General features: G+C 34.0%; 7 protein-coding genes and 1 tRNA gene. All 8 read right to left on the bottom strand.

Features of this window, described 5'->3' with window-relative positions:
- Nucleotides 1-155: 155 nt before the first annotated feature.
- Nucleotides 156-638, bottom strand: a complete 483-nt coding sequence (locus tag Q5O30_RS00305; RefSeq protein WP_021951777.1) for a metallophosphoesterase — start codon at nucleotides 636-638, stop codon at nucleotides 156-158.
- Complete coding sequence (locus tag Q5O30_RS00300) at nucleotides 632-1,237, bottom strand: XTP/dITP diphosphatase (RefSeq protein WP_021951776.1); 606 nt, start codon at nucleotides 1,235-1,237, stop codon at nucleotides 632-634. Before Q5O30_RS00300 ends, Q5O30_RS00305 begins: the two co-directional genes overlap by 7 nt.
- Nucleotides 1,238-1,251: 14 nt before the next feature.
- A complete protein-coding gene (locus Q5O30_RS00295) occupies nucleotides 1,252-2,988 on the bottom strand; it encodes a lectin like domain-containing protein (protein ID WP_021951775.1) in 1,737 nt (578 codons plus the stop codon).
- Between the two features lie 9 nt (nucleotides 2,989-2,997).
- Entirely contained in the window at nucleotides 2,998-4,149 is a 1,152-nt protein-coding gene (locus Q5O30_RS00290; RefSeq protein ID WP_021951774.1) for a class I SAM-dependent RNA methyltransferase, read from the bottom strand.
- A 65-nt stretch (nucleotides 4,150-4,214) separates the two neighbouring features.
- Entirely contained in the window at nucleotides 4,215-4,499 is a 285-nt protein-coding gene (locus tag Q5O30_RS00285; RefSeq protein WP_021951773.1) for a rhodanese-like domain-containing protein, read from the bottom strand.
- A 93-nt stretch (nucleotides 4,500-4,592) separates the two neighbouring features.
- Nucleotides 4,593-4,841 carry a hypothetical protein gene (locus Q5O30_RS00280; protein ID WP_021951772.1) on the bottom strand — a complete coding sequence of 83 codons (249 nt, stop codon included), beginning with the start codon at nucleotides 4,839-4,841 and terminating at the stop codon, nucleotides 4,593-4,595.
- Nucleotides 4,842-4,937: 96 nt separating this feature from the next.
- Nucleotides 4,938-5,011 (bottom strand) — tRNA-Arg (locus Q5O30_RS00275).
- Between the two features lie 140 nt (nucleotides 5,012-5,151).
- Complete coding sequence (locus Q5O30_RS00270; RefSeq protein ID WP_021951771.1) at nucleotides 5,152-6,402, bottom strand: glycoside hydrolase family 25 protein; 1,251 nt, start codon at nucleotides 6,400-6,402, stop codon at nucleotides 5,152-5,154.
- Nucleotides 6,403-6,522: the final 120 nt, after the last annotated feature.

Raw genomic sequence — 6,522 nt, 5'->3', positions numbered from 1 at the left:
GCGCTCTAGCCAAGCTGAGCCACACCCCGTGTTCGCGTTACTTATTTTTCACAGCGCAAGAGTAATTATATGGGAAACCCTTAAAATTGTCAAGCGTTTTTTTTATTTTTTTTTACAATTTTTTTTCATACCCCGAAATCCCTTTTAAAATAGGGCTAAACGTACTCTATTCTGATATCTGCTTTTCCCTCTCCATTTACCTTCATAACCCCATATGTAGGTCTTCCACCTAACTGTCTTGGTCTTGATACACTTCCGGGATTTACAATGATTATTTTCCCCCTTATAGAGCTATCCGGTACATGAGTATGCCCGTAAAGTGCTATATTACATTTATTTTCCTCTGCTGCATAACTTAAACCATCCAGCCCGAAATCCACTCCGTAATTATGTCCGTGAGTTATAAAAATCCTGTTTCCACCAAATTCCACCACATCAGAAACCGGATTATTAGAATAATAATCACAGTTTCCCTTAACTTTTTTTATTTCACAGTTAAAAATTTCCGCCAATTGTTCGTCCTGACCCAAAAGGTCACCTAAATGTATCACCAAATCAATATTATGCTCTTTTTCGGCAATTTTTCTCACATTTTTTAAATCTCCATGAGAATCACTTATAATTATAGCTTTTAACATTCTTCCTCCAATCCGGCTTTCAGGATTTCCTTCATTTGTTCTAATGCCTTACCTCTATGGCTTATGCTATTTTTTAATTCAGGAGCCATTTCACCGGTTGTCATCTCATATTCCGGCACATAAACTATAGGATCATAACCAAAACCGTTAGTTCCTTTTTGTTCATATGCAATAAGCCCCTCAATAGTTCCTTTACATGTCTTAATTTTTCCATTTGGGAAAGCCACTGCCATTGCACAAACGAATCTTGCACTTCTTTCTTTTCCCTTGGCATCCTTTAGTTTATCAATTATATAGTTATTCTTTATATCGTAAGATGTATCTTCTCCTAAAAATCTTGCAGAATATATTCCCGGTGCTCCATCTAAATAATCCACTTCCAAACCAGAATCATCAGCTATAGCTATTTCTCCTGTTATTTCCATTATGGTTTTTGCCTTAATAATGGCATTTTCTTCAAAGGTTGTTCCATCTTCCACAATATCAATGTTAATGCCTGCCTCTCCCATAGTTTGAAGTTCCACGTCAAAATCCTTCATCATCATATTGACTTCACGAACCTTATTTTTGTTTGTTGTTGCAAATATTACCTTCTTCATTGGTTTGTTCTCCTTTATTTTTTGTCTGTATATGCCTTTAAACAAATATTGCAATCATGTTTTTCCGAAGACTGCCATCTGTTTCCCGTAGAGCTGAAATATCCTTCTCCATCCGTTAAATCCACATTATAACTGTCATCACTTCCATTCATTTCAACAGGAATCAGCTTAAAGATTTTTTTGTCCTTCCCGCTAGTTATTTTCACAGTTACACTGAATTTTTGTCCCTGCTTTACACTATAAGGCTTATCTAATTTTATTGTATAATATCCTTTATTTTTCAAAGTTCCACTTGCTGCTGTATGGGTTCTCTCACTTAAGGAATTTTCTCCTTCAAATTTGCTGTCCACAAATACCTCATACTTCACTCCGGGGGTCACTGCATAAAATCCCACCGCCTGAAGCTTCCCGTTTTCAGAAGGATTGTATACGTTGGCAAAATACACTGTACTACTGCCCTCAAATCCCATGGAGCCTGTCCATCCGCAAATATCACTTTGATATATATTATCATAATTGTCTGTATTTTCTATGCCTGTATAACAAACATTACTTGTTCCTATTCTGTCATCGTAATATGAAACATAAAATGTTCCCTTATATCCAAAATCTTCCCCCCAGCTGTTCATGCATATAAATGCACCATCTCCCGGAATACTCTGGTCGTTAAACAGCTCTTTTGAATAATTATCATCCCATCCGATTATAACTACATCATGATTAGGCTTCTTTTTTCCTTTATAGCAATAAGCATACTCACTTTCGTTATAATAAACTGATTTTGATTTGGAATTATTAAGGGACATATACATGGAGCTTTCTACTCCGCCATATTTATACACCATTTCCTTAATCTGGTCATAGTCCTTTTCCGGTAAAATCTGTGCTTCCTGAATATGTTTTTTTGCCTTTAAACCGGTAGTTTTTTCCTGAGTTCCATAAGGGTCATCCTGTTCTAACACCGGTCCTTTCCATGCCATAAGATATGCCATTGACATAATATAATCGCCACCATCCTGGATTTCTCCTGACATATCATTACTTCTGGCAAGGTTATTCTCTGAAAAATCATATTGCTCTTCCGGCATAAGTGATGTTTCAATTGCCGTCAGTGTGGCAAAGGCCCAGCATGTACCATAATTTCCCTGATTTTTTGCCGGCACAGCTCTTTTTTTATCTAAATAGCTGTAACGCTTTGGCAAATAAGATTTAGTGCCTTTTTTGCCTGTAAATGAAGCTGTATTACTTTTGCTGTTCCAATTATAATCATAGGCAAAACACTTTGCAAATATATTTGCCGGCACAAAAATTGTTCCATCTTTAGTAACCGTTTTATCATCCAAACTATATTCATTATCATTGAAAATCATTTTTTTGGTATTTAAATAAAGTGCTACTATACTGCTTCCTTTTTCGATAACAATTTTTTCGCCACCATACACATTTGCAGCGCAATTAAATGTTTCTATAACTATATCAAGTGGTATCATAAGATTCATATTACCACTCATGTACGCCCTTTTATTTACATATTTAACTTCTTTTTTATCAACTATAACATTTATTTCATCCTTATTTGCACTTTTAGCCATAATCCGATTCCATGTATCTAAAATCGGTGCCTGTGTCTTTTCCCCATCAAAAGAAATACTTTTTTGTACACTTTGTTTTGAGTAGGAAAAACCTGCAATTATAACCACTAAAATTGCAATAAGTGGAATATATACTACAAGTATTCTCTTTTTTTTCATTAACAACCTCTATTTATTTTTGTTTTTAGGAGGCTTCGGTCCCATAAACTGATAATAATATGTCTTAATCATTCCGTTATATATTTTACGGTTTTTCGTTGCTTTTATTCCCATATCTTTTTCTACATTTTCGTAAGATGAAATGATAAATGCCGACCATGAATCCAAAGCTTTGTACTTTTCTCCTAAAGTTGTATAAATCTTCTGTAAACTTTTCTGTTCCTCTAATCTTTCGCCATAAGGGGGATTTGTAATTATAAATCCATATTTTTTCCTATGGCTTAATCCTGAAACAGGACGTTCCTGAAAATGAATTAAATGTTCCACTCCTGCATTTATAGCATTTTTTCTGGAATATTCAATCATCTCCCCATCAATATCATATCCCTGTATATCTGTTTCTATATCATCATTTATTTTATCATTTGCCTCATTAACAGCCTGATACCATAACTTTTTATCTATAAAATTAGTCCATGTTTCCCCGGTAAACTCCCTGTTCATTCCCGGTGCAATATTAGCTGCTATCATAGCCGCCTCAATAGGAAATGTTCCACATCCGCAGAAAGGATCCACCAAAATTCTATCCTTATTCCATGGAGTAAGCATAATCAGTGCTGCCGCCAATGTTTCGGAAATAGGTGCCTTTGAGGTATAATATCTGTATCCTCTTTTGTGAAGTGATTCTCCTGATGTATCCAATGCAATAACTGCCTCATCCTTATAAAAAAACACTCTGATAGGATAACTTGCCCCATCTTCACTAAACCAGCTTACACCATATTCCTGTTTCAGATTCTCCACAATTGCCTTTTTTACTATTCTTTGTATATCTGAGGGACTAAATAATTTACTTTTAACAGAACTGGCTTTTTTTACCCAGAATTTTCCGTTTTCCGGTATAAAATCACTCCATTTTAATGCCTTAACTGCCTCAAAAAGCTCGTCGTATGTCTGAGCCTTTACTCTTCCAACCTGAATCATTACACGTTCAGCAGTTCTTAGAAATACGTTAGCCCTGCATATTGCCAATAAATTTCCCGAAAAAGTGATTCTTCCATCTTCAACCCTCTCTATTTCGTATCCTAAATCTATAATTTCTCTCTTTAAAACCGATTCCACTCCAAAATGACATGGAACGATTAAATGTAATTTATCCATATAAAATTCACCAAAATCCTTATTTTTATCTACTTAATGATAATCTGATAAAAAAACAATGTCAACTACATTCTATATCCGCCTACCACTGCCATAACCTTATATCCCTGGTTTGCCATTTCACTGGCAAGTCTGAAACTTAAACTGCCTCTTCTACAGTACAAAATCCATATGTCTCCTTTTCTACCGAAACTGTCGATTTTTCTAATATCACCCTCCGGAATATTTATTGCATTCTCAATATGTCCTTTGTCAAATTCACTTCTGCTTCTTAAATCCACCACTATATATCCTTTTTCCATAGCCCTTTTTCTTGCAGTATCAATGGAAACTAAGTCAAATCTGTTCATTGGTTACCATCACTTTTTTCTTTTAGTTTATTCATCTTATTACAATATGTTAAAACCCTATAGCCACTTACTGCTATAGGGTCTTAACCTTAACTATCTGCAATCTGTACAGTCTGTTGATTTGTTTTTAGAAGTACTATCTGTTGCTTTATTCTTTGATGTATTATATGCTGCCTTGCTTTTAGAAGTACCATCTGTTGCCTTATTTTTTGATGTGCTATCTGTTGCACTGTTTTTTGATGTGCTATCTGTTGCACTGCTTTTTGATGTGCTGTTGTATGCATTCTGCATGCTACTATAATCTGATGCATCGTTTTTACCTGACGAATATTTCTTTGCCATGACTACCTCCTGATTTTTTTATTTGTCACATAAGTAGTATGGCAAACTTTTTTTATTTTTATTCAAAAAAAGCAGTCCCATAATGGAACTGCTTAACGTGCGTGAAAGGATTCGAACCCTCGGCCTTCTGGTCCGTAGCCAGACGCTCTATCCAGCTGAGCTACACGCACATAACCCGCAAAAATCATTTTCTGATGATTGCGACTTATATATATTACACCACCAATTGATATATGTCAACAATTTTTATTTGTAGTGCACCATTTTGTTTAATATGATTTTGCTTAATATTTAATCTAAGTATCCTAAACTATCTGGCAATAATATTTATATTTAAATCTACGGCACCGCCAATACCATTTACTCTGCCATTATCTGAATACTGCCACATTTCAACGTTAGGCAACCCATAATCCTCATATTTTGAAGGATTAAAAGTCCATCTTGCCAACCACAATCCGTATTTTGAAACTTTGTTATAATCCACTGAATTTTTGAAAAAGGACAAATAAGAATATATACATGTATCATATCCTCTTTCTTCTAAATAATCGCAGTATGTTGTTATTATTTTAGTATTTGAACTTTTGTATTTTGCCTTATTTCTATATGTATTTTCAAAATCAAAAGCCACCGGATAATCAAAGTCATTATATTTCTTTAAAAGCTTCTCTGTAAAAATTGCCTCTTTTTTCGCTTCAGCAACATTGTCAGCATAGCTATACAGGTAAAATCCTATTTTTATTCCATTCTTCTTTGCCTGATTATAGTTATAATCAAGCTGTCTGTCTATGGTTCCACCCTTTGTTGTACCATAACCTAATCTAATCATGGCAAATGTAACACCTGACTGTTTAACCTTACTCCAGTCAATTACTCCATTATGGTGGGAAACATCTATCCCCTTAATCTGTGCTTTTTTAGTTAATGTTAATGGCAAACTTTCATAAGTAACCCCATTTACAATCTCATAAGCCTTAATTCTATAGGTATACTTCTTCCCTTTAACAATATCATAATCATCATACAAACCATAATCATAAGCATTATTACTTGTTAATAATTCCCATTTGTTATTGCTGTTTTTTCTATAAATATTGTAACCGGATGCTGTATCACTAATTTTCCATGTAAGTAAATTATAATCATCCATGGAAATTGCTGACGCTGTCTGCACGGCATATGGCAGTGCCTTAAGACTTTTACTCTTATTGCTATATGACGAATACACCTTTTTCTTCTTTTTATTTAACTTATATGGTTTAACTCTATACTTATAAGTTTTTCCCGTTTCTATATTTGTATCCGTATATTTCTTACTTTTAACATAATCAACTTTTCGGTATTTTCCACCATTTACACTTCTATATACAGCATATCCTGAATACTTTGTTTTTGTTTTCCATAATACTTTATTTCCAACTTTAGAATTGTATATCTTTGTAATACTTACCTTATTACTTGCTGCATAAACATCACTTTTGTCTGTTTTTAATCCCATAAAACACATTCCTGCTAAAAGCAAAACAAAAGCCGTCATCTTTATTTTCTTCTTTTTCATTTTGTACCTCATTTTTTTCATTTTATGTTTACTAATAAATTTAACTTCCTGTAGATATTAACCTGTAATTGTCATAAAAATTTAATGTGAAAAATATACACGAAAAAAGGTACCCTCATG

Origin of the sequence: Eubacterium sp. CAG:161 (assembly GCF_000432355.1) — a bacterium.
In the GTDB taxonomy this organism is placed as follows: domain Bacteria; phylum Bacillota; class Clostridia; order Lachnospirales; family Lachnospiraceae; genus Eubacterium_G; species Eubacterium_G segne.
This window is presented reverse-complemented; position numbering and strand designations above follow the sequence as displayed.

Coding starts and splice junctions, on each gene's coding strand:
- Q5O30_RS00280 (WP_021951772.1), bottom strand. CDS start 4,841: ATGGCAAAGAAATATTCGTCAGGTAAAAACGATGCATCAGATTATAGT.
- Q5O30_RS00285 (WP_021951773.1), bottom strand. CDS start 4,499: ATGAACAGATTTGACTTAGTTTCCATTGATACTGCAAGAAAAAGGGCT.
- Q5O30_RS00270 (WP_021951771.1), bottom strand. CDS start 6,402: ATGAAAAAGAAGAAAATAAAGATGACGGCTTTTGTTTTGCTTTTAGCA.
- Q5O30_RS00290 (WP_021951774.1), bottom strand. CDS start 4,149: ATGGATAAATTACATTTAATCGTTCCATGTCATTTTGGAGTGGAATCG.
- Q5O30_RS00300 (WP_021951776.1), bottom strand. CDS start 1,237: ATGAAGAAGGTAATATTTGCAACAACAAACAAAAATAAGGTTCGTGAA.
- Q5O30_RS00305 (WP_021951777.1), bottom strand. CDS start 638: ATGTTAAAAGCTATAATTATAAGTGATTCTCATGGAGATTTAAAAAAT.
- Q5O30_RS00295 (WP_021951775.1), bottom strand. CDS start 2,988: ATGAAAAAAAAGAGAATACTTGTAGTATATATTCCACTTATTGCAATT.